This is a genomic window from Faecalibacterium sp. I2-3-92 (genome assembly GCF_023347315.1).
GTDB classification, from domain to species: domain Bacteria; phylum Bacillota; class Clostridia; order Oscillospirales; family Ruminococcaceae; genus Faecalibacterium; species Faecalibacterium duncaniae.
Genome location: NZ_CP094470.1, coordinates 154667 through 180211, shown reverse-complemented (window position 1 = coordinate 180211; position 25545 = coordinate 154667). Strand labels below are relative to the sequence as shown.

Here is a 25545-nt window from a genome sequence, read left to right as displayed (position 1 = left end):
TTATGAAAAAGACAAATCTCTCCTGGGTGGGGGCACTGCTGGTGTTTGCCCTGCTGCTGTGGTGCACCGCAGCCACCCCCGGCACCATTGCCGACCCGGCCAGCTACGCCCCCGCGGTGTACAGCTCCATGCTTTCCCTGCTGCCGCCGGTGGTGGCCATTGTGCTGGCCCTGAACACCAAGGAGGTCTACACCTCCCTGCTGGTGGGCATTGCCACCGGCGCGCTGCTCTTTGCCAACGGCAACCTGGAGCTGGCGCTCAACACCCTGTTTTTCAACGAGGACGGCGGCATGGTTGCCAAGCTCTCTGACAGCAGCAACGTGGGCATTCTGGTTTTTCTGGTGATGCTGGGCATTCTGGTGGCCCTGATGAACAAGGCCGGCGGCAGCGCCGCCTTTGGCCGCTGGGCTTCCACCCACATCCACACCCGGGCCGGGGCGCAGTTTGCCACCCTGATTCTGGGTATGCTCATTTTTGTGGACGACTACTTCAACTGCCTGACCGTTGGCTCTGTGATGCGCCCCGTGACCGACCGGCAGAAGGTCTCCCGCGCAAAGCTGGCCTACCTCATTGATTCCACCGCCGCGCCCATCTGCATCATTGCGCCGGTGTCCAGCTGGGCCGCCGCCGTTACTTCCAGCGTGCCCGAGGGCTCCGGCATCAACGGTTTTACCATGTTCCTGCGCACCATCCCCTATAACTATTACGCCCTGCTGACCATTGTGATGAGCCTGTTCCTCATCTTCACGGGCACGGACTACTGCTCCATGAAGCAGCACGAGGACAACGCCCGGGCCGGTGACCTTTTCACCACGGCCGACCGCCCCTACGGCGACGATGTGGATGCCGAGGACGATGCCCACGGCCATGTCATTGATCTGGTGGCCCCGGTGCTGGTGCTGATCGCGGCCTGCATCTTTGGCCTGATCTACACCGGCGGCTTCTTTGAGGGCGTGGACTTCATCACCGCCTTCTCCGACTGCAACGCCTCCGCCGGTCTGGTGCTGGGCAGCAGCATTGCCCTGATGTTCACCTTTGTGTTCTACCGTGTCCGCAGCGTGATGACGTTCCAGGATTTTGCCGCCTGCATCCCCGAGGGCTTCAAGGCCATGGTCAGCCCCATGCTGATCCTGACCCTGGCCTGGACGCTTTCCGGCATGACCAACCTGCTGGGTGCAAAATATTACGTTGCCAACCTGCTGGGCGGCTCCGCTGCCGCCCTGCAGTACCTGCTGCCGGTCATCATCTTCCTGGTGGCGGTGTTCCTGGCCTTTGCCACCGGCACCTCCTGGGGCACCTTCTCCATCCTGATCCCCATTGTCTGCCACGCTTTCCCCCAGGGCGAGATGCTGGTGGTCTCCATTGCGGCCTGCCTGTCCGGCGCTGTGTGCGGCGACCACTGCTCTCCCATTTCCGACACCACCATCATGGCCTCTGCCGGTGCGCATTGCAGCCATGTGAACCATGTTTCCACCCAGCTGCCCTACGCCATTACCGCCGCTTCCTGCTCTGCCGCGTGCTATGTGATCACCGGCCTGACCCAGATGTTCCTGGGCAGCAGCGCCAGCCTGTGGACCTCGCTGATCCTGCTGGGCGTTGCCATTGTGCTGGAGCTGGTGGTGCTGAACATTCTGCGCGTAAAGCTGGGCAAAAAGACCAAAGCGTGATATACTAAAGGAAATTGAGTGTTCGAAGGGAGACCGTACCATGCTGGAAAAAGCATTCAACGATGTCTATACCAAGTTCAAGCTCCATTTCTACCAGAACGTGTTCCAGCGCTTTGCCACCCGTGAGGCGACCCTGACCACGGTGGAATCCTTTTGCATGGAGGGCATTATGGCCATGGGGGAGCCCACCATTGCGGAGTTTTCCCGGATGATGCAGATCTCCACCCCCAACGCGGCGTATAAGATCGGCTCGCTGGTGCGCAAGGGCTATGTGGAAAAGATCCAGTCCACCACCGACCGCCGGGAGTATCACCTGCGGCCCACCCAGAAGTATATCGACTACTACAACATCAGCTACTCCTACCTGAGCACGGTGGTCCAGCGGGTGAACAAGCGCTTCCCCAAAGAGGACGTGAAGAAGCTGGAACAGATGCTGACCATCATCAGCAACGAGCTGATGCCCGAGCTGAACCTGGAAAACAACCCGGAGGCTCCGGAGGAAAAGAAAACCGCGCGCTGAGCCGCACCCTTCCGGAAACCCCGGAAGCCCGTGCGCCGACCCCGCACAGCCAGACAGGGCTGCCCCACAGAGATGTGGAGCAGCCCTGTTTTTTTCTGCCGGAACGGGCCATGCGGCCAACAAAAAAAGCCCCGGAGGGCTTGCGGGACCCTCCGGGGCGAGGCAGCGGCGTGCGGGCCCGCTGCCTCAGGGAATAGCGATTGGCAGGAGATTCTGGAAAGTAACTTTTTGGGGGAATCGTTAAGGAATGTGATGCATGGCCCAAAGGGTCAGCGGGGTGGCTGCCTGGGGCCTTTGGGGGTTGGGGTTCAGTGCTGGGACTTGTAGAACATGGCCTTGCGCTTGCGCTCCATCCAATATCCCGCTGCAGACAGCACCATGCCTGCGCCCAGCATCAGGTCTGCCAGCCAGCCGCTGGTGCCGGTCTGGATCAGCTTGGCATCCTGCACCGCCGGGAGCACCGGGGTCTCAGGAGCGGGAGCGGGGGCCGGGGCGGGAGCGGGGTCAGGTCTTGCATCCTGCACCACGGGCAGCACCGGAGCCTCGGGGGCGGGAGCCGGGGCGGGGGCGGGCTTTGCGTCCTCCACCGGCGGCAGTTCGGGGGAATCGGGGCCGGGGTTCACGGGCGGCACCACGGTCTGGGTGTAGCCCTTGATCCACACATCCCGGCTCTCCTGAGAGGTAAAGGTGTAGTGCACTTCCGCATCCTGCTTGGTGGTCACCACCATCTGCTCTGCCTCAAACGGCACGGGGTTGCCTTCCTTGTCCTTCTCGGAGTGGTACACGTACTTGATAAAGCCGCCTTCCACGGTGCCGGTACCATTACCGTTAAAGACGTTGTGGAGCAGGTTGGTAAAGCTCTTGTAGGAGCCGGTGCCGGTGCCTTCAATGCCACCTTGCTGCTGTTCGTCCCTGTAATCTGCTGTTTTGCTGTAGTCGGCACTGTAGCTGCCGGAAAGTTCACTGCCCGTAGTTTCTTCGCCCGGGGTGACAACGGTTACCGTTTCGGAGATGGGGGTGTAGCGCAGTTCTCTGTTGGTCAGGTTTTCCAGCTTCCTGCGCTTAAAGGTTGCGGAGAGGGCGGTCGTGTTCTTGCCCATGGCCACCACGTGCTTCTCATCGGTCTGGGTCAGGTCTCCAAGGGTCAGGTCGTAACCGCCAATGTAGCTGAACTTACTCTTACTGCCCGGTTCGAAAAGTGCATTGCCGCAGGTGTTGTTGTCATCGGACATATAGCCGTAGGCCGTCAGGTCCGACTGGTACAGGTAGATCTGGTAGTAGCGTTTGCCGCCGCCCTTTGTCTGGTCCTTGTAGATCTCAACGACCTGTGCCTTGCTCAGGTCCAGCTCCGGATGATCTGCTATATATTTTTTCAGGTCAGCCTCTGCTCTCTGTTTAGCGGCCGCATAACCCCGCTCGCCAGGCGCTTTCTCATAGGCATCGCCCAGTTTGCCGTAAGCCACCTTGCCCTCGACCTTGTAGAAAACGCTCTTTGTGGGGGCGTTGTCATCTTTTGCGGACGTTTTCTCATCCCAGCTGGCACGGGGATACTCGTAGTGGCCGGTGCTTGGATTGTTGTCATTCTCGTGGTCGTAGGTGATGCGATCCACAAAGTTCGCCTGTGTGCCTCCTCCCTTTACAAGCGTTTCTGCACTCTCGCTCCATTTCAGCGTGGGGTTCAGCAGGACGCAGTCATCGGTCTTCGCCTTTCCGTCTTTCTCCTTCTCCGACAGGGTCAGATGGGAATCCGTTGCCAGATCAAGGTGGTCGATGTCGTTCCTGTTATAGTGGACTCTATGCTCTTCACCGTCGATTATTACATAGTCTCCGTACCACCTCTGATCAATCTTCTTCTCCGGAGGAACACGCTGCATCTTACCACTGGCATCATCCCAGTAGTAAGGCGTTCCATCCCAATCGGTGGAGCCGGTGTAGTATTTGCCGTCCTCCTGGGCGGTGTTTTTCAGCTCATTCAGGTACGTAGTCAGCTCGGCATCGGTCATGGCATTATAGTTGACCACATGTCCCACTACCATGGAAACTTCTTCCCATTCCATTGTGTGGTCAACTTTCAGGGTCTCGATCTTGCCGTTCTTAGTGTACTCGATGACAAGGGTCTCATGGTTCTTCTCAGCTTCTTTACGGGCTTCTTCCAGCTTCTCGAGGAACGCTTTCTGGGCTTCTTCGTCCGTGCTGCCGGTGGCTGCAACCACGTCCGGCTTCTGGACTTCCACAGTCAGTTTTTCTTCCTGAGCAACGTAGCTTGCCGTGTAGGTCTTGCCATCTTCTCCCTTGTAGGTAACGGTCTTATCTTCAAGGTTCAAGCTGATAAAGTTGCTTCCAAACTTAGCCTTGATCTCTTCCTTGCCCAACTGCCGGGTGGTAACGGTGATGATGGTCACAGTGCCATTGGCTTCGGTCTTTTTGTAGGTTTTGGTTCCAGCTTCATCATCCGTGCTATCCAGCTTCATCCCTGTATAGGTCGTTCCGTTGGGTTTAAGATCAGTAAAGTTAAACGTTCCATCGCTACTGTTCTGGCTGCTGCTCCACTTCTTCTCTTCTGACAGGTCAACCGGCGGCCTATTAATGTTCTCGGTCTTGGTTTCCGTGGTATCGGGGGATTTGACCGTCCAGCGCACCCGGGTCAGGTTTGCGGTCAGGTCTTTCGTAGTCCAGCCGTTCTTTGTTGCAGCCTTATCCAGTTCTGCTCTTTCTTCGGGAGACAGGTGTTCCAGGTCAACATTATCATCATACTCAAAGCTATGGGTATTGCCCTGTTTATCCTTATAGCTGGTGATCCGGTCAAGACCATCCCGCTCAACAGCAGTTGCGCCCTCCGGAGCCGTGGTGAAATCAGCACCAATCCCCAGTGTGTCCATACCGGTGGTTTTATACTCTGCACCTGCCTGATAGGTGATCTTGGAGCCTGTCACATACGCCGTGCCGGTAACGGTGTTGTTGTACACATCGTCGATGTCCTCGGGGTTCTTGCCGGTGTTGGTTTTGTCCTCTGTGGGGGTGCTCGTAACCTTTGCCTCAGCGGCGCTGTAGGTCAGGGTGTATTTTTTGCCGTCTTCCAATGTCACCTCAAAGGTGTCGCCGTTGTCCAGCTGCTCCTTTGTAATGGGCAGGCCGCTGATTTTTGCCTTCAGCTGGCTGGCGGTAGCCTCATCAACGCCCAAAGCGTCCACTGCCTTGGTCAGGGCATCCCGGGTGGCATCTCTCCGGGCGTTTTCCGTAGCATCCTGCTCACCGGCGGTTCCCGGGTCGCCCTTCTCCGTGGTCTTCAGAGTCACTTTATAAGTGAGGCTCCGGCGGAGAAGCTCGTTCTGTGTTACGTCCAGCTTAACTTTCTCCTTGTGCGGGGTGGTGTAGTAGATCTCGCCGTCCGCACCCAAAGTATACTCTGTGTGGCCGTCTTTTTGCAGTCTTGCAACGATCTCTTCATTGTTCAGTTTCTCGGCAGTCCCATCGACCTTGACCTCATACTTCTGGCCGTCTTTATCTGTGTACTCATAGCTGCCGTCTTCCTTCGGGTTCTGGCTGAGGATGGTATCCAGAAGCTCACGGGAGATGGTCTGCTTCTCCTCAGAGTTCTCTTTATTGGTAACAGTGATCTCGGGGTATTTCACCTCAAAATCAACCCGCTCACTGCCATCCTGCTCTGCCTTTTTCCGGGTGATGGTCAGCTCGGTGGTGGTCTTGGTGGTGACCTTGTTGTCCCGAATGGTGATGTAGGTGGTGCGGGTCTGGGGGTTGCCCTCTGCGTCCAGAATGGTCTCGGTCCGGGTGAGGGTATAGGTGCCATTCTCATTCATGGTGAGCTTGTCGGCATCCACCAGCTTGGCGATGTCTTCAGCGGTCATCTCAGCGGTCTTGGTATCTTCCTTGCGGAGCACCAGAGTCTGCTTGTTGCCATCGTTCTTGACTTCCTGCACCGTGTAGTCCTTGCCCTCAACTGCCTTATCACCCTGCTTGATATCCCAGCTGATGTCCGGGTTCTCGCCCAGCTCCTTGTCAAGATCGATTTCTTTGACTTCTTCCTCTTTCTCGTTCAGATTGCCCGTGGCCGTGCCGCTGCCGGTGGTGGTGGTGGTCTCCTTGCCGGGGGTCACGGTGGGCTGGGTGATGGTGGTGGAGCCGTCCGGGTTCTTCTCCACGGTGGGAGGAGTGGTGGTGTCCACAATGGGCTCTGCGCCGGGGTTGGGCTTCGTCTCCACGTTGGTCTCGGACTTCTCGGTCTTTTCAGCGGTGCCGATCACCACTTCCTCGGGCTTTTTCTGCTCGGGTTCAGTCGTGCCGCCGGTCTCACCGGAGCCAGTCTCGCCGGAGCCGGGGTTGGGGTTGGGGTCAGTCTCGCCGCTGCCGGGCTTGGTGTCGGTTTCGCCGCCAGTTTCGCCGCCAGTTTCGCCGCCAGTTTCGCCGCCGGTTTCGCCGCCGGGCTTGGTCTCGCCGCTGTCGGGGTTGGGGTTGGGGTCAGTCTCGCCGCTGCCGGGGTTAGGGTTGGGGTTGGGGTTTGGGTTGGGGTTAGTCTCGCCGGAGCCGGTCTCACCGGAGCCGGTCTCACCGCCGGTCTCGCCACCGGTCTCGCTGCCGGTCTCACCACCGGTCTCGCTGCCGGTCTCACCGCCGGTTTCACCGCCGGTCTCACCGCCGCCCTCGGGGTTGGTCACGATCACGCCATCCAGCTTCTGGAAGCCGTCAGGGTTGGTCGTGGAGTTGTCTTTATTGTATTTGACTTCCGCATCCTTCAGGGTCTCCTGAGCGTTTTCGCTTCCAGATTGACCTGAGGTTCTGCGGTGTTTTCCTCTTTCTTGGTTTCGGTTTCCTCCGCCACAGGCTCCGTTTTCGGTTCTCCCGGAGCTGCTTCCGGAGCATCTGCGTTTGCTGCCAGAGGGCTTGCGGCCACACAGGCGGTCAGGGCCACGGACATTGCCGCCATCTTCAGTTTCTTGTTCGTCATGGTAGTTGCTCCTTTCCAGAATCATGCTGTTTGTTTCAAGGGTTCACAGGGCATCGATCATAGCAGAGAGATAGTCGGAGGAGACAGAGCTGTAAAAGAACCCGTCGATCAGACCGTCCTTTTTCGCCCGCCGCACCTGGTCCGCCAGTTGAGGCTCGCACACCTCATCTACCACCAGCGCCACCCGGCAGCCGGGCAGCCCCTGCCGCAGCCTCCGGCACAGGTCCAGCCGCTGTTCCAGCCGCCACGGCGGGTAGGCCGTGACCTCTGCAACAAGAACATCGGCATGGGTGTCCGCACACAGATCCTCCGCAGCGGTTCCTTCGGTCTGGTAGACCCGGAACCCTGCGTCAAAGTGCTGCAGGGAACCCGATATCGCATCGCCAAAGAGCCTGTTGCGCATATCGACTACGACACATTTCATGTCCACGGCCTCCTTTCCGGGCAGTGTCTCGCCACATGGATGCAGAACGTTTTACTGTATCAAGGATACCACACCGCCCCGCGGCTCCGCATGGGCCATAAGGGACAAAACTGTGAAAATTTTTCGGTGTTCTGCCCAAAGTTTTTCCAGTATTTCCGGCGCGTTCCACAATTTGGCACTTTTGGGAGCAAAATGCGCATAAAAAAAGCCCCCCTTTGCAGGGGGGAGAGGTTTCTCACTCCTCCTCCAGATGGGGGAGGATGAAGTTTTTCTTGGTGACAGCAATGGCCAGGCGGGTGCGGTTGGAGTAGCCGGTTTTTTCCAGCAGGGAAGAGACAAAGCGCTTCACGGTGCGGGAGGAGATGCCCAGCTCTGCGGCGATCTCCTCATATTCCAGCCCCTCGCACACCAGCCGCAGCACCTCGATCTCCCGGGGGGTGAGCTGGGTGCTGCTGACCTGCCCCAGGCGGGTCTCCGGGGTGCGGTCCGGGTAGAGGCTTTCCCCCGCCATGGTGCGGTCCATCACCTCCAGCAGGCTCTCCGGGGACACATCCTTATACCAGAAGCTCTCGGCCCCGGCGGCCTTTGCCCGTTTCAGGTAGCTTTCCTCCACCATGGAAGTAATGATGATGACTTTGGTCTCCGGGTGCCGGGCCTTGATCTCTGCCGCCACGTCAATGCCGTCCCGGCTGCCCTTGGTGCACACATCCATCAGCACCAGATCCACGGTGTGCCGAGCGCACTGGGCCAGTGCCATTTCCGCTGTGCTCAGGGAGGCCACCCGGCGGTAGCGGCCGCTGTCCTCCACAAGGTGCTCCATGTTCTCCCGGGGCATCCGCTGGTCTTCCACGATCAAAACGCTGGTCATATCGTTTCCTCCTTTGGCAGGTTCACACACAGCCGGTAGCGGGGCCGGGCCTGCACCTCCATGGTGCCGCCCGCCTGCATCACCCGGCGCTGGATGGCGGTAAGCCCTCCGCCCGGCGTAATGGTGGGGTCTGCGGGGGGCGGGCCATCGTTTTCAAACTGCCAGCGCTGGCCCCCGCCCTGCGGGGTGATGGTGATCTCCAGCCGGTTGGCCCCGGCGTAGCGCACCGCGTTGGTGATGCACTCCCGGGCAATGGTCAGCAGCAGCTGCTGGCGCTGCCGGGGCATGGGCCCCTGCAGGGCCACCGTGACCCCCAGCTGGGCCGCGTCCTCCACGAACACATCCCACTCGTTTTCCTCCGGCGGGGTCTCACTGTCCTTCCGAAACAGCTGCACCGCCTTGTTCATCTGTTCAAGGGAGGCTTCCAGCTCCGCCGGGTCCTTCCGCTGCAGCAGGCACTGCCGCACCGCCGTAAGGCCGTAGCCCATTTCATCGTGGAGCCGGGTCTTGAACTCCAGGATCTCTTTTTCCCGGGTCATCTCCTGCACATTCTCCGACAGCCGGCGCAGCTCCCGGTTCATCCGCAGCAGCTCCTGATTCTGCCGCAGCAGCTCCTGCCGCTGGCGCTGCAGGTCTGTCACCTCCGAAAAGATGCACTCCACATGGGGGCGGACCCCCTCCCCGAACACGGTCTGCTCCGAGTAGAGCCAGCAGGTGCCGTCCGGCAGCACAAAGGACGGATTTTTGCCGTCCACCCTTCGGCCATGGGTGGGGGCCCACACCTGCTGGTGCAGCTCCTCCAGCGATTGCAGATCCCGGCCGGAGAGGGCACGGTAGACCCGGAACATCTGCCGGTTACACAGCCGGATGATGCCGTCCGGGGTAAAGTAGCACACCGCCGCAGGCAGGTCGTCAAAGCCCTCCTTGATGGAGCTGCGGGTGATGTGGTCCGGGTGCAGCCACTGCTTCAGTTTGTTCCACATTCCGGGGCACCTCCTTCAAAGTGATCGTTCAGCACCCAGCTGCCCGGGGCCTCCTGCACGGCGGCGGGGCAGGCGGCTTTCAGGTCTGCCCCGGTCTCCACCGAAAGATAAAGGTTCAGCCGCTGATCCTTCCAGATGGCCCGCACGAACAGGGCATCCAGCTGCCCCAGCGCCCCCTCCACCACCGACTCGAACCGGCTGTAACAGGCCGCTGCCGCCTCTGCCGGAAGCCGGACCCCGTGGGTCACCTCCATGGCGCACTCCACCCCGGCCAGCTCCAGGCTGCTGATGGATTCCTCCAGCGCGTACCGCAGCTCCGCCGATGGCACATACCGGTGCTGCTGGGCCAGAAACATCAGGTTGGCACCCCGTTTCAGGTAAGCGCCCAGCACTGCCACCTGCCCCAGCAGCTGCCGCTTATCCGCCTCCGGGGCCGCGCGGTATCGAGTCAGAAGCTGATCCATCCGGATGATCTGGGGGGCCAGCTGGCGCTGCAGCAGATCGTACAGGCGGTTTTTCTCCCGCAGGGCGTTGATCTTGCGCTCCACCTCGTAGTTCTGCTGTTCCAGATAGTTGCGCTCTGCCAGCTCCGTGCGGTTTTCCTTCAGGCGCTCCATGTTTTCCACCAGCTCGGTGATGTCTGTCTGCCACATCACATAGCCGCCCTGCACCGGTGCGCTGCGCAGCAGGGTGTGCTCGTCCAGCTGCACCGTGCCATGCATGGCGGCCTGCAGCTCCCGGCGGTCCACCATGCGGCCATTCTCGGAGCAGCAGTACACGTTGCCCTGCCGGTCCACCAGCTGCACCGCAAGAGAGGTGACGCGCAGCAGCTCCACATAGCCGGTGTTGGACTGGATCAGGCCGCAGCGCAGGCCCCCTTCCAGCGAAGCCGCCGTCATCAGGCAGTGAACGATGGTCATATCCCCCAGAAACTGCCTGATCAGGGGGATATGGAGGCTGTAAAGCACCGCGTACACCCCCAGCAGCACCATCGGAATGGCAGGCAGGGGCAGCCGCCGGAGGATCCGGGGGTTCCGGCTCTTGTGGGCGATGATCCCAAAGGCCAGCAGGATGCAGATCACGATCCACCCCACCACCAGACCGAAAAGCCAGCCGTACTGGTATTTTTCGTTCCAGGGCTGCTGCAGTCGGAACACCTGCTGGTGCAGGTCGTTGGTCAGCACCAGCTCCAGCAGCACCGCCGAGGGCAGCCACAGCATTCTGGCCCAGGCGGACAGGCGGTAGCGCTCGGATCTGTCCACCGTCAGGACCAGCTGAACGGAAAGCACCGGTATTCCCAGCATGGGGGCATAGTAGAGGTACCACAGCATCCGATCCATCCCCGGGGAAGTGTTCAGCTGGAACCGCAGGGTGCGCACAATGATCCAGAACAGCATCAACAGATCCACGTTCAGCAGCAGCCGCCGCACCTGCGGATGCACCGTGCGGTTATACAGGGAGATTCCCCACCCTGCGAACAGGCTCAGATACAGCAGGCTCCGGAGGATGCCGCAGGCTTCCTGCAGGCCGGAGGGCAGGCCCTCCAGCGGGAGCACCCGGCACAGCCATGCCAGCAGCACCACAGTGCCCACCGCACAGCCTCTTTGAACCTGTTCTCGCTGCCTCTGCCCCATCATGCCAGCCTCCTTCTTTTGTGCCGTTCCCCGGTGGTTTTTCTCCATTATATCACATCCGTGCTGTAATTTACCAGAGAGCAGAGGGGAATGTACGAACCGACATTCTTTTTTGGGCTGGGATCCCAAAACCGGGTGGTCTCATAAACAAAAGACAGGCCTACCCCACAGTGATGCGAAGCAGGCCTGTTTGGTTACAGAAAAGGATTCGGGTCGTTTCCTTGCAGGATCCGTGATTCTATGCTAAAATTTCTTTCAACACAGCCATAGAGCAGAAATGCTGCTGTCAGCATCGGCAGCCACAGGTTGGAGACGATGAGCAGGAATGACAAAGTGGCTGGCAGCAGAACAAACAGTGCAGCATAACCGATCAATGCGGCAACAGCCATCAGCGAGCACCCAAGGTTGCCCCGAAACAGCAGAAAGGCATTTTTGAGCAGTGCTGATACAGGGAGCTGTATCAGAGGGATCTGGATGGCAAGGTTCAGCGCAAAGCCCAGCAGGAAGATTATGGATATCACCAGAAACTCGACCTGAAACACGCTTTGGCCGCGGCGTACCGCCAGACTTAACCCTGCCAGATCCACAGCAAATAACGGGCCGAATACCGCCCCGAACAAAGCGGCCGGCAGGGTGTTGTTCTTCAGAGACTTTTTGTATTGGAAAGACCAAAAACCGGCCTCATCCCGCAGACAGCGCAAAATGGTATCCAGCAGGTTCATCCCGAAGACAGAGGCCAGAGCGCCGGTGACAACACAGGAAAGGATCAGCGGTCCCAGAGCACTGGATGGCAGGAACAGCATGATACAGAGTCCGTAGGGCAGAGCCGCCGCCGTGGCGATCAAGCCGGAACCCAGCAACTGCCAAAAGTCCCGCACAACGATCTCCAGGATACGGGCTAGCCCTTTTTTTCGCCGCTGTCCTTCCGGGTACAAAGCGCCGGTGGCGGGGTCTTTTTTGTAGATCTCAAAATGCTTCATGTTCATTCCTCACTAAAGTACCCTGATACCGCGTTGGCATCTGTTTATATAAAACATTATAAGTCATTCGGCTGGCCGGAGCGACATCACTGTATCAGGTTCGGTGTATTTTGAAGCATCTCCTGAATTTTTTCAACCCGCCATGCTGCTGCGGATGATATGATGAAAAGGGGCATGATCCGTCCCCGGTTAGGAGGAATATCAGATGAATTTGCCGTTGGTATTGGAAAAGAATACGACTCCGCAGAATTGGAATGCACGGCGGGAAGCGTTGCTCGCGTTGTTCCGCTCGCAGGAGTACGGCATCCGGCCGGAAGTTCCCTATGAACAGACCGAACGCCTGCGGTCAGAAGAGTATCTGCCAAAATGCAAAGCCATACGGCAGATCTGGGATATCTGTCTGAAAACGAAGCAGGGAAGTCTGGAATTCCCCGTGGTGCTGGTGCGTCCGGAGGGAACGCAGAAGGTCCCGGCAGTCCTGTTCCTTTGCAATCACGAAAAGACAGCCTCTCCCGGGCCGAAAATGGGGCCTGATCAGATGGAAAAACTGCTGGCCAATGCCCCGGAAGCGTGGCGCAAAGAGGCCATGAATTTTTTCCGGAATATGCCAGCCGGAAGCGGCGGGCCGTCGCTCATTGATATCGAACAGGAAACGGAGCAGGAATACTGGCCTGCTGAACAGATTGTACAATCGGGCCGGGCAGCCGTGACCTTCTATGCAAGTGCATTGCAGCCCGACGATGCTGCGCAGTATCCCGGCCCACTGGCAAAGCTTTTTGGGCTCAGTACAGATGCACTACCTGCCGATGCATGGGGGACCCTGGACATCTGGGCCTTTGGGATGAGCTGTGTGGTAGACCTGCTGGTAAAACACCCGGGCATCGACCCGGCCCGAATCTCGGTGGGTGGTTTCTCGCGCGGCGGCAAGGCGGCGCTTTGGTGTGCGGCACAGGATGAAAGGGTCTGCGGGGTCCTCGTCAATGATTCCGGCTGCTCTGGTGCTGCCGTGTCCCGTGGCAAGCATGGTGAGACGGTGGGTTCCATCACGGCAGCATTTCCCCATTGGTTCTGCAAAAATTATCAGAAGTATGCATGGAAAGAGGAGACCCTTCCCTTCGATCAGCACCAGCTGGTGGCCTGTGTGGCACCACGGCTGTGTTACATAACCAGCGGCTCTGAGGATCGGTGGAGCGACCCTGATGCAGAGTGGAATGGTGCAAAGAGCGCCAGTTGTGCCTGGGAGCTCTTCGGGGATGCTCCTCTGCCCAGCCAGCCGCCTGCCAATGACTCGGGATACCTGACCGGGCGAATTGGATACCACCGCCGCACCGGCGGCCACGATATTACCCGATGGGATTGGGCAATGTTTCTGCGTTTTTTGGATTTTCACAATGGCTGAAGTAATTTTTTGAACATAAAAACTGAATATTTTACTCCCTGAAATCCGGCAGATTTGGTATGCTCTCAGTAGAAGAAGGTTCTGTTCTCAAAAGAGGAGGAAATATTATGAAGAAAAAGATCAACCGGCGCGATTTTCTTAAAGTCATGGGTGTTGTTGGCATGACGGCATCTCTGGCCGCCTGTGGGGACTCCGGTTCCAGCAGCGCGGCTGCCAGTTCTACCGCTGGCGGCGATGACGGCGTGATCACCATCTCTTACTGGACCACGGACCGTCACGATCAGGCGTATCTGACTCCGCTGATCGAAGAATACAACAAGACCAATTCGGACAACATTTATATCGACTACCAGGTCTATGCCGACAACTATTCTCAGATGCTGGATCTCGCCTTCAGCACCGACACTGCACCGGATGTGTTCAAGCTCAGTGGAACGGACCCGCTGGAGGTACAGGTGGACGAAAAGAAGATGCTGCTGGATCTCTCTCCGTATATGACGGAGGAGTACAAGGCACGTTTCTGGGATGGCGCTTTTGTGCAGGGCATCAACTCCTGGGGCGACGGGATCTACTCCCTGCCCTTTACCGCATCTGCCTGTCGCCTGTTTTACAACCAGGATCTGCTGGATCGGGTGGGCATTTCTGCTCCTCCCAAGACCCTGAAGGAGCTGGTGGATGATGCTACGCTGGTAACCAAGCAGCTGAGCGGCGAAGGGATCTACGGCATTGCCGGCAACTATAAATCCGCAATGAGCGCAGTGATGCGTTCCATCGATCCGGTGGTTCAGGTCAGCGGCGGCACCTGCTATGGCTTTGACTTCAAGAACGGCAAGTACGATTTCAGCAGCTACAGAGAAGTCCTGCAGCTGTTCCGTGAAATGTACTCCACCGGTGTGGCATTCCCCGGCAGCGAGTCTCTGGACATTGACCCCCTGCGCACCCAGTTTGCAGCAGGCAACATTGCCTTCTATTTCTCCTTGAGCCATGCAGAGCCCGGCGTTTACCAGAGCCAGTTTCCCACGGATATCAACTGGAACTGCTGCCAGATCCCCAGCCTGTCCGGAAATACGGACGGTGTGCAGAACCTGTGGTTTGGCGGCTCCGATAAGGCGATCAATGCCTCCACAAAGCACCCGGATGAAGCATGGAAAGTCATGGAATTCCTCCACAGCGATGAGGTCATGGGGCCCTATTATACCGCCGGTCTCGGCACTGTCATGATCAAGAGCGCCGTGGAAGGTGCAGAACCGCCGGCCTCCATTGAGACCATGCCGGATCTGGCCATTGGGGCAAATGATCAGAACTGGCCGATCCGCCCCGCCATTTCCATCGAGGGCGAGGATTACTCCACCGTGGCGGTTCAGTGCATTTTTGGTCTAAAGGACATTGATCAGGCCATCAGCGAGCTGAACGATCGGTACAACAACGCCTATGATAAGTCGGTTGCCGATGGGGCAAAGCGTATCGTTTATCCCAACTTTACCGCAAAGAATCAGGACACTTCCGTTTGATAACAGATGCCCGCGTGCATCGGAACTTAAACTGAACTCCGCTCCCATTTGATCCATATATGTGAAGCACCAATAGAGGAACCCGGCTTCGGGTCCCTCTATTGGTGCTTCTGAGAAGAAAGAAGCTGTATGAACAATCACACGCATCATCACAATGGTTCGATCGTTCTGAAGGTCACTGCCACCATCACCGTGATCTTTCTGGTTGCCATCACCCTGAATCAGATCATCCTGAACCGCCATATCAACGACACGATCGAGGAGAATATGGAAGAGACCGTTCTGCGAACAGCGGAACAGACAGAGAACTATCTGTCCACCCGCGTTAGCGGGAGCATCGAGCGGCTGCTTTATTTTAAGGCTGAATCGGGGCTGGACAGCATTTTGGCAAATTACTTTGCAAACCCCAATGCGGCAGCCTACAGCGTGGCAATGTCCAATCTCGCTGCACCCCTATCCACAAAAAAGGTGTCCGACAGTCTGATCAGCGATCTGTATCTCTACACGGATTATGGTGCATTTACGGACGGCAGCACCCTGTTGACTCCGGGGTTTTCACTGGAAAAAGTTGCGCTGTGGTCCGAGATCCGGGAAGGAAATTCATTTCTGGAGTTCTGCACCGTCCGCAATGACGAGATCTTCCGCTCCCGGAAATGGGTGGTACCAGTGCTCTATCGATTCAGTATCTCCTCAGCGCAGGTGTATTCTGCCACCCGGAAATGCATTTTAGTGGTAAATCTGGACTGTAAGGAGATTCAGGCACTGATCCGAAAAATCGTTCCCGAAGCGGAATCGGCGATCCTTGTGCTGGATCAGGAAGGCAACCCCGTGACCTGTGTGAATGCCGCAGCGGAAGAGTTGATGAGGGAACCGGAGCTGTTGAGTCGGCTGACCGCCGCAAAAAATACAGTTTTGGATGTTAGATTAGACGGAAAAAGGTATTACGGTGTCGCCCGCAAGGTATCGGTAACACCGTGGACCATCGTGTGTCTGCAGGCATCTACCACAGCACGGGAAGAATCCCGATCCTATCTGCAGCTGCTGCTTGTGGAAGGCGGGACACTGATCATGGTAACAGGGATAGTGTGCCTGCTGATGCTCCATTGGTTCACAGCCCCCTTGCGGGAGTTGATCAATTGCCAGAATGTGAGGCAGGAGTTCTGCTATGAAGGCAACGATGAGATCGCATTGCTGACAAAAAGCTACAACCAGATGCTCCGGAGCAGCAATGAGATGCTGGACAGGGAGAAGCAATACAGCCACCAGCTCGAGGAAAAGAATGATGCCATTGAACTGGAGCAACGGCTGAAACGCCGAGCGGAACTGCAGGCTTTGCAGGCCCAGATCAACCCGCATTTTTTGTATAACACGCTGGACTCCATCCGGTGGAAGGCAGAGGCCGCAGGAGCGGAGGACATCAGCCAGCTGGTGCGTGATCTGGCAAATTTTTTCCGCATCGGCCTCAGCCGGGGGCGGGAGATCATTCCGCTGGAGCAAGAGATCTGCCATGTGCGCAGTTATCTAGACATCCAGAAGATGCGGTATGGCGATCGATTGGATTATCAGATCCGGATCCCGGAGGAACTGAAAAAGCTCTACACGGTCAAATTGCTGATACAGCCTCTGGCGGAGAATTCTATTTATCACGGGATCAAGGAATCGGACCGGAAAGGCACCATTCTTATTACAGCAGGCGAAGAACCAGGGGGGGTCTATCTCTGTGTCCGTGATGACGGGCTGGGAATCTCGCAAGAGACACTGACGATCCTGAATGCAGATCTGAAGCGGGGCGTAACGGTCAGCGATGGTGGTTACGGCATCTTCAATGTCAACGAGCGGATCAGGCTCTATTTTGGCCGCGACTATGGTTTGGAGCTCAGGAGTTGTACAGGAGAATGGACAGAGGCAGTCATTCATCTGCCAAAGTATATTCCGGAAAGGACGGAGTGGGATGTTTCAGATTTTGATCGCAGATGATGAACCGAATATCCGGGAGGGGGTAAGGCAGTTTATTACCAGACGCTGCCCGGAGTGGCAGGTGGTAGGGGCGGCTCGCGACGGCAAAGAAGCCTTGGCAATGGCAGAACGATTTCTACCGGACTGCATTATGACCGACATCACCATGCCTCATGTAAACGGATTGGAGTTTCTGGAAAAGATCAAGGAGGAACTTCCGGATGCAAAACTCCTGATCCTGAGCGGCTACGATGATTTTGAATACGCCGTGCAGGGAATGCGGCTGGGGGTATCAGATTATTTGTTAAAGCCGCTGGACACAGAACTTCTGATCCAACGGCTGGATGCCTTTGCAGCAGAGTTGACCCAGCGTCAACAACAGTGGCAGGATCGGGTGCAGCAGATGCAGCAACGGCTGCACCAGGAACAGAAGATCCGGGAACTTATGTGGCGAGCCAGTGCAGGGGAGCTTGCTTCAGAAGAAATGAAAGAGTTACAACAGTTCTGCATCGGAAGCGACCGTTATCTGGTCGCACTGTTTCAGGGCGGCCCCGAGATACGGCAGGAACTGCCCGCACTGTTGAACCAGCGCTTTGAAAAAAAGCTGGATGCTTATGTTCTGAACCATTCTGTGGAAGGAATGTCTTTCATTGTGTTCTCCATCCACCAGGAAGTGACCAATGCCGCGGCGGCGCTTTTGCTGACCCGTGAACTGACGGCTGTGGTGGTGGCGATCCGGCGCAAATGGAATCAAACGGTCCACTTTTTTCTGGGAGGGATCAAGGACAATATCTACAAGTTGGAAAAATCCGGTCACGAGGCAAAAGAAGCAGCGGAGTATTCTTTCTATGAAATGGCTCCGCCGGTGCGCACCATCTCTGACGTGCTGCTGACGCGGGTAACAGCCTGCCTTGAGATCGACCCCCATCTGACAGAGCAAGTGGCACTGACGGTGGCCGGAGGAGATGCGGAGGCCATTGCAGGGGCAGTAGACGGAGTTCTGAGTTGGTTCTACCCCCATGGAGTAGTGGATGCAGCATACATCAAAATGGCAGTTCTGGACATGTGCCTTTCCGTATTGAAGAAGCGCCGGGGACAAAACCCCATCACCTACGTGGAATATAAGGCCTGCCATCAGGAGATCATGGAGGCCGGAACCCTGGAGGAATTGCAGGAATGCTTTAAAAATCTTCTTCTCCTGTGCCGTGCTGCAGAAGAGAAAAAGAATCCTGGACAGGAACTGGTGTCCCGGATCGATGAGATCATGGGAGAACATCTGAGCGATCTGCAGTTTTCGCTGGATGATGTAGCAGCGGAATTGTACATCAGCCCCAATTACCTGCGGCAGCTGTTCAAGCAGGCTTCCGGGCAGACCTTCACCGAACACCTGACCGAAATGCGAATGAAGGAGGCACAACGGCTTTTGGACGACGAAAGCCTGAAGATCTATGAGGTAGCAGAGCGCACCGGCTATGCGGATTCCCGGTATTTCTCCGTCTGTTACAAAAAATACTGGCATATTACCCCCACTGATTATCGCCGCACCCTGCAGGAAAGCGGCTGAGCGGAAATATGCAGAAGCAGATACAAGAATCGGAATTTTTTCAACATAATCGGGTATCCATTTCTCTACGTTTCAAAAAAATCCCCGTATACTTATAATCAGAAATGCCTTCAGATAATCCGTTAGGAGGAAACACTATGGAAACGAGGAAAAAAAGCCTTGGGAGAAGGATCCGGGAGGAGAAGACATCCTATTTGATGCTTCTGCCCAACCTGATCATGTTTGTTGTTTTCACCATCTACCCCATCCTGTGGACAATACGGTACTGTATGTTTGACTACAAGGGCTACGGCACCCCAAAATTTGTAGGCTTTGCAAATTTTGCCCGCATTGCCCGGGACACTGTGTTCAAGACAGCCATCGTGAACACCTTCGTTTATGTGGGAGGCAAACTGCTGCTGACGCTGCCCATTGCATTTATGCTGGCGTTCCTGCTGAGCAAAAACACCCGGCTCAACGCCACCGGACAATCCATTATCTTTACCCCGACCATTATGTCCAGCGCTGTTATGGCGTTGATCTTCTACCTGCTGTTCAACACTTACAACGGCGAGATCAACCGCTTCCTGACGTGGCTGGGTATTATCGATGAAAATGTCAACTGGCTCGGTGTAAAGTACGCCATGCTGACTTGTATCATCATTGCTGCATGGGGCGGTATCGGCAACTACATGGTTTATTTCATTGCAGGCCTCACCGGTATTTCTACAGAGGTATATGAGAGTGCAAAACTGGATGGTGCGAATGCAGCCCAGATCCTGTTCCGCATTACCATCCCTCTGCTGGCCCCCGTCATGAAGATGATCCTGATGTTGGCGCTGGTGATCTCCTTTATGGATTATCAGAGTATCATGGTTCTGACTGAAGGCGGACCCATGAATCAGACCAACGTGATGTTCTTGTATATCTATCAGCTGTTCTTCCCCATCACCGCAGGTTCCTCTGTGGTGCAGGAGTTTGGCTATGGCGCAGCCTGCAGTTTGGTGGCAGCGTTGATCATCGGTGGTGTCACTGGCCTGTATCTGATTCTCGCCAAGCGGCTGGACGCAGTGACCGGTGAATAAGGAGGAACGGAAAATGGCACGGAAAAAATTAAAATGGTCGGATATGCGCCCCTCGGAAAAAAGAGATCATGTGATTTACCTGATCGGCCAGATCCTGAAATGGCTGTTTGTAGGTTCCATGTGTATCTTTACCCTTTATCCGGTGGTCTACACTCTGCTGGGCTCCTTCAAGACCAACGCAGAATTGACATTGGGCGGAAATTTCCTGCCGGAGAACTGGCAGTTCAACAACTATGTTTATGCTTTCCAGAAGTTGGACTTCGGCAAGTATTTCCTGAACAGCGTGGTACTGGCACTGCTGACGGTGGTTTTTACACTGATCACCTCTTCCATGGCGGCCTATGTGATCAGCCGCCGAGATTTTGTGGGCAAAAAGCTGATCTCTACGGCATATCTGCTCAGTATGTTCATCTCGGTTGGTTCGGTGGCGCTGTATCCTCTGTATACTCTCATGAGTCGGCTGGGACTGACCAAGAATATGGTGGGTCTGGCACTGATGCTTACCGGCGGCCAAGCGGCTAACATTTTTATGATCTCCGGCTTCATCAATGGAGTGCCCAAAGATCTGGACGAGGCTGCCACGATCGATGGCGCTGGCCCCTTCCGCATCTTCTGGCAGATCATCGTTCCGGCCATCAAACCCATTTTGGGAGTGATCGCGCTGTTTGCCTTCCGCCAGGCCTGGAATGAGTTTGTTACGGCACAGGTGTTCACCATGGCCAACCCCGGCCTCAAGACCCTGAGCGTTGCTGTTGCAAATCTGCGCTACTCCGCCAACGCTGCTGCTGAGTGGCATATCATGACAGCGGGCGCTTCCATTGCACTGCTGCCTATCCTTCTGGTTTATCTGGCCGCAAACCGCCAGTTCATTGCCGGATTGACGGCCGGTGCAGTCAAGGGCTGAATCAACACATACACGAAAGGAGTCTGTTTTGTCTATGTATCGACATGAGATCACCGAAATCGCGCCCCATACATGGTGCCTGAGTGAATTTCGTCTGGTGAACGCTTTCCTCATCGAGGGTGAAGAGAAAGCCGCGCTGGTGGATACCGGCTGCGGTATCGGCGACCTCGCTGGGGAAGTGCGTGCACTGACGGATAAGCCTCTGATCATTCTGCTGACGCATACACACTTTGACCATGACGGCGGTGTCTTTGAGTTTCCCGGCGTTCCAGTCTATGTGAATCCGCTGGATGGGGAGCGTGCCGAAGAAGATCACAAGAATATGGAAAAATTCATGGGCACCACAGATTACAACAAGATGCGCAGTTTCTATATTCAGTCTCGTGGGCCTATTCGCTGCCCGGATCTGGATCAGGAAGAACTGCTGAAATTGGTGCCCAATCATCCCACTGAGGGCAGCTATCCTTGGCATCCTGTTAATGACGGAGATGTGATCGATCTGGGCGGTCGAACCATCAAAGCGATTCTCACGCCTGGCCACACCCCCGGCAGTACCTGCTTCCTGGATGCAGAAAATCATATCCTTTTCAGCGGAGATTGTGCGAATATCTCAATCATTCTGGAGCGGCAGCCTGAAAACGATATGCGGCTGGTGGATATCTGCAATCACACGATGACAAAGCTCTGGAATCAGGAAAGTTCTTTTGAACGGCTGGCCGTGGGACATGATGCAGTGACCTTGGATAAGCAGATCGTTCGGGATTACCGGGATCTGTCTGCGGGGCTTCTGGATGGCAGCATTACCGGAAAGTACGAGGAGACCGGGTTCCGCAAGGGCGATGTTGCACGCTTGGGTATGGCAGAATTGTGGTACCAATGTGACGCTTAAATTTACGATTGCACGAACATGATATGGGGCTGTTGCAAAATAGTCCAAACGAAAAATGAGATAGACTCCCCCGAAAGGGTGTCTATCTCATTTTTGTTGTAATCGAGATTTTGCCACCTGTAGCATTTGTCCAGTCCGCAGGCGGCTCCAGCCGTAATCTGAAACAAACGAGGAGGCTCGCTGTCAGTCAAAACCAGTCGGCGTAGCCCATGCGGACCAGATTGTCATGGCTGATCTTCAGGCTTTCATAGGGGTCACGACCATAGGTGTCATCCTGCTCGATCAGGAAGTATCGCTACCGCCATCCAGACCGGCTTGTATGCAGGCGGAGATGGGCAGACTGGACCACCAGCAAAACCCTCGCACTGTTGCGTGAAAAACGAGCGTCTGCGATCCGCCAATACCTGAAATACCGTCTGCACTATCTGAAAGCCGCCATGGGGTGATAAAATGGCCTATCTGAAATTGATGGACCTGCCCGATTGCAATGCGTGGGAAATCGTTAAACGCACCAACGTCTGCCTGATGGAAGATCCCTGTCATTGAATGTCCGCTCAGCTAGCGCTATAATAAAAGAAAACGGTAAGGAAGTGCACCTATGCTCTACCCCGGTCTGTACGAACAGGTCATCAATAACGCACTGAACCGCGAGCTTGCAGAGATCCCGGAAGCCCGCAAGTCTACTGCGCCCATCGACACGGCGGAGGCTGCCAAAGTGCTGGCGCAGTATTTGGCCGATGTGGTGCAGAAGGGTCTTGAGAACGTACAGGATAACGGCGGCGGCATCGAGGCGCAGATCCAGCTGGCAAACCAGATCATAAATACCATCCAGACTACTACAGAGGAAGCTGACTTTGCCGCGCTTGGTGTTGACCAGCGGGCAGAGCAGCTTCTTGCGCTTTTGCAGCAGAACGACCCGCGCCTTGCTACAGGGAAAAGCGCAAAAGACCTTGACCGCCCGGAGACCTCCATTGCGCAAAGTTCCCTGTTTACCGGCGCTATCCATGAGCCGCAGATGTACACGGAGCTGAAAAAGGAGATCGTTTCCGCCGACCGCATTGATATGCTGGTCTCCTTTATCAAGTGGAGCGGCTTGCGCCTCATCATGGACGAGCTGCAGCAGTTTGCGCAAAGCGGCGGTGAGCTGCGCATCATCACCACCTCTTATATGGGCGCTACGGACGTAAAAGCCATTGAGGAGCTGCGCGCACTGTCCAATACGAAGATCAAGGTCAGCTACGACACCAAGCGTACCCGGCTCCACGCAAAGACCTATGTGTTTTACCGGGACACCGGTTTTACTACGGCGTATGTAGGCTCCTCCAACCTGTCCAATGCGGCAATTTCCAGCGGTCTGGAATGGAACGTCAAGGTGACCCGAAAGGACCTGCCGGAGACCATTGAAAAGATCGCAGCCACCTTTGAAAGCTACTGGAACTCCAGCGAGTTTGAATATTACGATGAAGGGCAACGGGAACGGCTGACCCGCGCCCTGAAGGCTGAAAAATACAGCGAGACCGACCACAGCGGAATCTACACCCTGGATATTCTGCCCTATTCCTACCAGCAGGAAATTCTGGACCGACTGGATGCCGAGCGCACCGTTCGGGGGTATAACCGCAACTTGGTGGTCGCCGCCACCGGCACCGGCAAAACTGTGATTTCTGCACTGGATTACAAGCGCTTCTGCAAACAGCATCCGGGGCAACCCTGCCGTCTGCTGTTTGTGGCACACCGGGAGGAGATTCTGAAGCAGAGTCTGTACACCTTCCGGGCGGTGCTGAAGGATGCCAATTTCGGTGAACTGTATGTGGGCAGTCACAGAGCCGACAGCATTGATCATCTGTTTGTTTCCATCCAGACCTTCAATTCTCAGGAGCTTGCCGCCAAAACGGCAGCAGATTTTTACGATTACATCGTTGTGGACGAGTTCCACCATGCAGCTGCACCCACTTATCAGAAGCTGCTGGAATATTATCAGCCGAAGATCCTTCTGGGGCTGACTGCTACCCCGGAACGTATGGACGGCAAAAGCGTTCTGGACTATTTCGGCGGACGCATTGCCGCCGAGATCCGTCTGCCGGAAGCGATTGACCGGAAACTGCTCTGTCCCTTCCAATATTTCGGCGTCACCGACACCGCAGATCTGAGCAGCCTGAAATGGCGTACCGGCGGCTACGATAAAAACGAGCTGTCCAACCTGTACACCCTCAGCGGCATGGTGGCGGAGCGCCGCGCTGACCTTGTGGTGAACTCCATCCTGAAATATGTCACCGATATCGACGATGTGAAGGGTTTGGGCTTCTGCGTTTCCATTGCTCATGCCCAATTTATGGCGCGCTACTTTAATACCCACGGCATCCCGTCTATGGCACTGACCGGCGATTCTCCTGACGAGGAGCGCAACGCCGCCAAACAGCGGCTGGTTTCCGGGGAGCTCCGATTCCTCTTTGTGGTGGACATTTACAACGAGGGTGTGGATATCCCCGAGGTGAACACTGTGCTGTTCCTGCGCCCTACCGAGTCGCTGACCGTGTTTTTGCAGCAACTGGGGCGTGGTCTGCGTCTGGCAGAAAACAAGGATTGCCTGACCGTTTTGGATTTCATCGGGCAGGCCAACAAAAAGTATAATTTTGAGGAGAAATTCGCAGCACTGCTCTCGAACACCACCCGCAGCGTCAGTCGGGAACTTAAAGAGGGCTTTGTCTCTGCACCCAAAGGCTGCTATATTCAGCTGGAAAAAATTGCCGTAAAGTATGTGCTGGATAATATCAGCGCCTCCTATGACCGCACCTCCGGGCTTGTGGCGCGGGCGGCTGCCTTCACAGAGGATACTGGTCTGCCCCTGACACTTGGGAACTTCCTCGACTACTACCATCTTGACCCCCGGGCCATCTACAGCAAAAAGGTCTGCTTCAGCAGGCTGTGCGTCCGCGCAGGGGCGACATCCGATTTTGCAGAGCCTTTGGAAGAGACCATGATCAAAGCCCTTGCACGCTTTGCAGTCGTGGATTCCCGCAGGTGGATTCGTTTTTTGCTGGGGCTCCTGCCGAAATTGGATAACACCGACTTTGCAGCCCTGCCGCCGGTAGAGCAGCGGATGCTGCAAATGTTCTATGTAACCCTCTGGGGCAAAACTGCAGAAAGCTGGGAGGATGAAGAAGTTCTCGATAACCTGTATGCGCTCTCAGACAGTCCCGTTTTGCTGGGGGAACTGCAGGCACTTTTGCAGTATCAATATGACCGCATTGATTTTATTGACGAGCCGGTGGATGTGGGCTTTGATTGTCCGCTGGACCTGCACTGCACCTATACCCGCGACCAGCTGCTGGTGGCGCTGGACTTTTTGAAGCCTGCTACTGTCCGTGAAGGCGTGAAGTGGCTGCCGGAAAAGCAGCTGGACGTATTCTTTGTGACCCTGAACAAAGCGGACAAAGATTACTCTCCCAGCACCATGTACAAGGATTATTCCATTAACGAAAGCCTGTTCCACTGGCAGAGCCAGAGCACCACCGCCGAAAACTCTGCCACCGGGCAGCGCTACATCCATCACCGGGAAAAAGGAAGCCGCGTGCTGTTATTCGTGCGTGAGTTCAAGGCAGATGCCCGTTTTGGCGGGGCAGGAGCGTATACCTATCTGGGCACGGTGAACTATGTGAAGCACGAGGGCTCCCGCCCCATGAACATCACATGGAAGCTGGACCGCCCGATCCCTGCAAAGTTCCTCAAAAAGACCAACAAGCTGGTGGTCGGTTAAAAGGAGAATATCATGAAGGTTGTTCGCGTTGTTGCAGCTGTGATCTGCGACGATATTCAGACGAAACATAAAATTTATGCCACCGCCCGCGGCTACGGTGAGTATAAGGGCGGATGGGAATTTCCGGGCGGCAAAATCGAGCCGGGTGAAACCCCGCAGCAGGCGCTGAAACGAGAGATCCGGGAAGAACTGGATACCGAGATCGCGGTAGGCGACCTTATCGACACCATTGAATACGATTATCCCACCTTCCATCTTTCCATGGACTGTTTCTGGTGCGAAGTAGTTTCCGGCGAACTGGTGCTGAAAGAAGCCGAGGCTGCACGCTGGCTGACTAAAGAGGAGCTTGATTCTGTTCCGTGGCTTCCGGCGGATCAGACCATTTTGGAGACTATCAAAAACTCTATGATATAACTTTGGCAAGCCTTATGAATTGCAAAACGATTTTTTAGTTGCTATACT

The 25545-nt window shown here is 56.0% G+C and carries 18 protein-coding genes; 11 read left to right on the top strand and 7 right to left on the bottom strand.

Annotated features, from left to right (window positions below):
- The first annotated feature begins 2 nt into the window (after nucleotides 1-2).
- Nucleotides 3-1667, top strand: coding sequence for a Na+/H+ antiporter NhaC family protein (locus MTP42_RS00810; protein WP_117535458.1), 1665 nt, complete (start codon nucleotides 3-5; stop codon nucleotides 1665-1667).
- 40 nt (nucleotides 1668-1707) lie between these two features.
- A complete protein-coding gene (locus tag MTP42_RS00805; protein WP_005928757.1) occupies nucleotides 1708-2187 on the top strand; it encodes a MarR family winged helix-turn-helix transcriptional regulator in 480 nt (159 codons plus the stop codon).
- Nucleotides 2188-2495: 308 nt separating this feature from the next.
- Here MTP42_RS00805 and MTP42_RS00800 read toward each other — a convergent pair whose 3' ends face one another.
- The 7 genes from MTP42_RS00800 to MTP42_RS00770 form a co-directional block, all read right to left on the bottom strand.
- A complete protein-coding gene (locus MTP42_RS00800) occupies nucleotides 2496-6866 on the bottom strand; it encodes a hypothetical protein (RefSeq protein ID WP_249257745.1) in 4371 nt (1456 codons plus the stop codon).
- A 71-nt stretch (nucleotides 6867-6937) separates the two neighbouring features.
- The gene (locus MTP42_RS00795) at nucleotides 6938-7150 is read right to left on the bottom strand and encodes a hypothetical protein (protein ID WP_249257744.1); all 213 of its coding nucleotides are present in this window, start codon (nucleotides 7148-7150) and stop codon (nucleotides 6938-6940) included.
- 43 nt (nucleotides 7151-7193) lie between these two features.
- Entirely contained in the window at nucleotides 7194-7574 is a 381-nt protein-coding gene (locus tag MTP42_RS00790; RefSeq protein ID WP_249257743.1) for a hypothetical protein, read from the bottom strand.
- Nucleotides 7575-7809: 235 nt separating this feature from the next.
- The gene (locus MTP42_RS00785) at nucleotides 7810-8442 is read right to left on the bottom strand and encodes a response regulator transcription factor (protein ID WP_249257742.1); all 633 of its coding nucleotides are present in this window, start codon (nucleotides 8440-8442) and stop codon (nucleotides 7810-7812) included.
- Complete coding sequence (locus tag MTP42_RS00780; RefSeq protein ID WP_249257741.1) at nucleotides 8439-9425, bottom strand: sensor histidine kinase; 987 nt, start codon at nucleotides 9423-9425, stop codon at nucleotides 8439-8441. Before MTP42_RS00780 ends, MTP42_RS00785 begins: the two co-directional genes overlap by 4 nt.
- Complete coding sequence (locus MTP42_RS00775; protein ID WP_249257740.1) at nucleotides 9410-11062, bottom strand: histidine kinase N-terminal 7TM domain-containing protein; 1653 nt, start codon at nucleotides 11060-11062, stop codon at nucleotides 9410-9412. Before MTP42_RS00775 ends, MTP42_RS00780 begins: the two co-directional genes overlap by 16 nt.
- A 191-nt stretch (nucleotides 11063-11253) precedes the next feature.
- Complete coding sequence (locus MTP42_RS00770; protein ID WP_249257739.1) at nucleotides 11254-12039, bottom strand: hypothetical protein; 786 nt, start codon at nucleotides 12037-12039, stop codon at nucleotides 11254-11256.
- A gap of 205 nt (nucleotides 12040-12244) precedes the next feature.
- Between MTP42_RS00770 and MTP42_RS00765 the strand changes: the two genes are divergently transcribed.
- The 9 genes from MTP42_RS00765 to MTP42_RS00725 all read left to right on the top strand — a co-directional run bounded on the left by MTP42_RS00765 (nucleotide 12245) and on the right by MTP42_RS00725 (nucleotide 25497).
- On the top strand, nucleotides 12245-13438 hold the full coding sequence (locus tag MTP42_RS00765) for an alpha/beta hydrolase family protein (RefSeq protein ID WP_249257738.1): 1194 nt from the start codon (nucleotides 12245-12247) through the stop codon (nucleotides 13436-13438).
- 107 nt (nucleotides 13439-13545) lie between these two features.
- A complete protein-coding gene (locus MTP42_RS00760; RefSeq protein ID WP_249257737.1) occupies nucleotides 13546-14949 on the top strand; it encodes an ABC transporter substrate-binding protein in 1404 nt (467 codons plus the stop codon).
- A 129-nt stretch (nucleotides 14950-15078) separates the two neighbouring features.
- Complete coding sequence (locus MTP42_RS00755; RefSeq protein ID WP_249257736.1) at nucleotides 15079-16926, top strand: cache domain-containing sensor histidine kinase; 1848 nt, start codon at nucleotides 15079-15081, stop codon at nucleotides 16924-16926.
- Nucleotides 16901-18469, top strand: a complete 1569-nt coding sequence (locus tag MTP42_RS00750; protein ID WP_163397090.1) for a response regulator transcription factor — start codon at nucleotides 16901-16903, stop codon at nucleotides 18467-18469. Before MTP42_RS00755 ends, MTP42_RS00750 begins: the two co-directional genes overlap by 26 nt.
- Before the next feature lie 137 nt (nucleotides 18470-18606).
- Nucleotides 18607-19533: a carbohydrate ABC transporter permease gene (locus MTP42_RS00745; RefSeq protein ID WP_005928793.1), complete on the top strand. Its 927-nt coding sequence runs from the start codon at nucleotides 18607-18609 to the stop codon at nucleotides 19531-19533.
- 13 nt (nucleotides 19534-19546) lie between these two features.
- Complete coding sequence (locus tag MTP42_RS00740; protein WP_099045439.1) at nucleotides 19547-20437, top strand: carbohydrate ABC transporter permease; 891 nt, start codon at nucleotides 19547-19549, stop codon at nucleotides 20435-20437.
- A gap of 34 nt (nucleotides 20438-20471) precedes the next feature.
- Nucleotides 20472-21326: an MBL fold metallo-hydrolase gene (locus tag MTP42_RS00735; protein WP_005928799.1), complete on the top strand. Its 855-nt coding sequence runs from the start codon at nucleotides 20472-20474 to the stop codon at nucleotides 21324-21326.
- Between the two features lie 598 nt (nucleotides 21327-21924).
- Nucleotides 21925-25083: a DUF3427 domain-containing protein gene (locus MTP42_RS00730; protein WP_249257735.1), complete on the top strand. Its 3159-nt coding sequence runs from the start codon at nucleotides 21925-21927 to the stop codon at nucleotides 25081-25083.
- A gap of 12 nt (nucleotides 25084-25095) precedes the next feature.
- On the top strand, nucleotides 25096-25497 hold the full coding sequence (locus tag MTP42_RS00725; protein WP_005928808.1) for a (deoxy)nucleoside triphosphate pyrophosphohydrolase: 402 nt from the start codon (nucleotides 25096-25098) through the stop codon (nucleotides 25495-25497).
- Nucleotides 25498-25545 lie beyond the last annotated feature (48 nt).